Origin of the sequence: Photorhabdus namnaonensis, assembly GCF_001684335.1 — a bacterium.
Classification (GTDB): Bacteria; Pseudomonadota; Gammaproteobacteria; order Enterobacterales; family Enterobacteriaceae; genus Photorhabdus; species Photorhabdus namnaonensis.
Genome location: NZ_LOIC01000085.1, coordinates 11,876 through 14,314, shown reverse-complemented (window position 1 = coordinate 14,314; position 2,439 = coordinate 11,876). Strand labels below are relative to the sequence as shown.

Below are 2,439 nucleotides of genomic sequence, written 5' to 3'. Positions count from 1 at the left end.
ATCAAACCCAGTATCTGCGGCAGATAAGCGCCAGCCCATTGACGCCCCAGGATCGATTTTCAATCGGCGGCCGCTGGACGGTGCGCGGCTTTGACGGCGAATTGACCTTATCCGCCGATCGGGGCTGGTACAGCCGCAACGAACTGGACTGGCAAACCCCGCTGAAAGGGCAGTCGCTGTATCTGGCAATGGATTATGGCGAAGTGGGCGGCCGGGGCAGTGACGCCCTGCTCGGAAAACACCTGGCGGGGAGCGCTCTGGGCTGGCGCGGCAGCCTGAAAGGGGTGAGCTACGACCTGTTTGTCGGCGTCCCGCTGTCCAAACCCGCCGGTTTCCAAACCTCCCCGGTCACGGCCGGATTCAACCTGTATTGGCAGTATTAATTCAAATAGCAAAACTGCCGGTGGGTAGTGTTGTGTGGAGTAAAAATCATGAACAAGCAGTTATATCGTATTATCTTTAATCAGGCCCGTCAGATGTGGATGGTGGTGGCCGAGATAGCGCGGGCCGGACGGGGAAGAGCCGGACGCCGCGCTCATCGCCCCTCTTCACCGCAGCGTTGTTGCCGACTCACCGCGCTACGGTTTGGGTTGTTGCTAGCCCTTGGCGGCGTTTCGCTCACCGCACAGGCGGCGATTGTGGCCGACGGACAGGCACCGGGCCGTCAGCAGCCGACGATCATTCGCAGCGCCAACGGCACGCCGCAGGTCAATATCCAGACCCCCGGCGCCGACGGCGTTTCCCACAATACCTACCGTCAGTTTGACGTGGATAAACAGGGCGTTATCCTCAATAACAGCCATCAGGCCACCCAGACGCAACTCGGCGGCATGGTGGCGGGCAATCCGTGGTTAGCCAAAGGGGACGCCAGCGTTATTCTTAACGAGGTCAACAGCCGTGACCCCAGTCGTCTCAATGGCTGGATTGAAGTGGCCGGGCATAAAGCTGAGGTGATTATTGCCAACCCGGCGGGCATCACCTGTAACGGTTGTGGGTTCATTAACTCACATCGCACCACGCTCACTACCGGACAAGCGCTGATGGAACAGGGCCGGCTGAAAGGGTTTGATGTCAATCAGGGGGAAGTGCGGATTGACGGGCACGGCATGGACAGCACACAGCAAAGTTACACCGATATCATCGCCCGCTCCGTGGCGATTAATGCCAAATTACACGCGCAAGACCTGAAAGTGACTACCGGGCGTAATATTGTCGATGCGGCGCATCAGCAGATTGAGAAAAAATCGGTTGACGATGAAAAGCACCCGGCGTTTGCGCTGGATGTGGCGGCGCTGGGCGGCATGTATGCCCATAAAATCAGGCTGATAGGCACCGAAGCGGGGGTGGGGGTGCATAATGTCGGCAATATCGGCGCGTCTGCCGGCGAGGTCCATATCACCGCCGATGGCCGGATAGAGAACCGCGGCGCTATCAGTAGTCGTGATGCATTGCAATTAACTTCGTCTGCTAATGTTTCGAACACCGGTAAATTGCTGTCTCAATCGACGGTGACCTTGCAATCAGGCGAACAACTGAACAATAGCGGCCGGGTTGAGGCACGGGGCAATATCACCGCCAGAGCAGGCACGATACACAGTGGTCACGACAGCGTATGGGCTGCGGGGCTGGATGATAAAGGGCGTACCACGTTACCCGGCTCACTGATTCTGACCGCGCAGCACGTTCAGGCGAAGGGGAAAAATCTGGCCGCCGATACGCTGGCTATCCACAGTCAACAGATTGACTTGAGCGACAGCCAGACCGCGGCCGGACAGATTCAACTGACTGCCGGTCAACAAGGCGTCAGTACCGCTCACGCCACCGTCAACGCCGCCCGTCTGACCGCGAAAACCCCGGGCCAGTTTAACAACAACGGCGGCCAGTTAGTGGCGCGGGAAATCCACCTCACGACCCCAGATATCTCTAACCTGAAAGGAAAAATTAACCAGACCGGGACCGGTGAACTGGCGCTTAATACCCGCGCCCTGAATAACCGTGAGGGGATGGTATTCAATCAGGGGAACTTGACCCTCACCACCGACCGGCTCGACAACCAGCAGGGCACTATTGCCAGTCAGGGGGAGGCGCTGCATCTGACCGCGCATCAGGCCGATAACACTCAAGGTCAGGTGCAACTGGCGGGCAACGGGAAACTGTCGCTCAATACTCAACGGTGGCTGGGTGATAAGGGCAAACTACTGACCAATGGCGCCCTGACGATACAGGCCGGTGAACTGCAACTCAACCACGCCGAAACTCAAGCCGGGCAGATAACCGTCAACGCGGACATCCTGAGTCATCAAGGCGGCGTGATGCAACAACAGGGCAAAGACACGCTGTCCCTTACCACCCGAATGCTGGATAATCAGCACGGCACCCTTGCGGGCAACGGCAACCTGAACCTTAAAGCGACGACCGTCGATAATCGTCACGGCAACA

2 protein-coding genes are annotated in these 2,439 nt (G+C 58.1%); both read left to right on the top strand.

Annotated elements, in window-relative coordinates; genetic code table 11:
- A partial coding sequence (locus Phpb_RS27050) for a ShlB/FhaC/HecB family hemolysin secretion/activation protein (protein ID WP_276204283.1) occupies nucleotides 1-383 on the top strand: 383 nt, incomplete at its 5' end.
- Between the two features lie 48 nt (nucleotides 384-431).
- A partial coding sequence (locus tag Phpb_RS25070) for a two-partner secretion domain-containing protein (protein ID WP_122983189.1) occupies nucleotides 432-2,439 on the top strand: 2,008 nt, incomplete at its 3' end.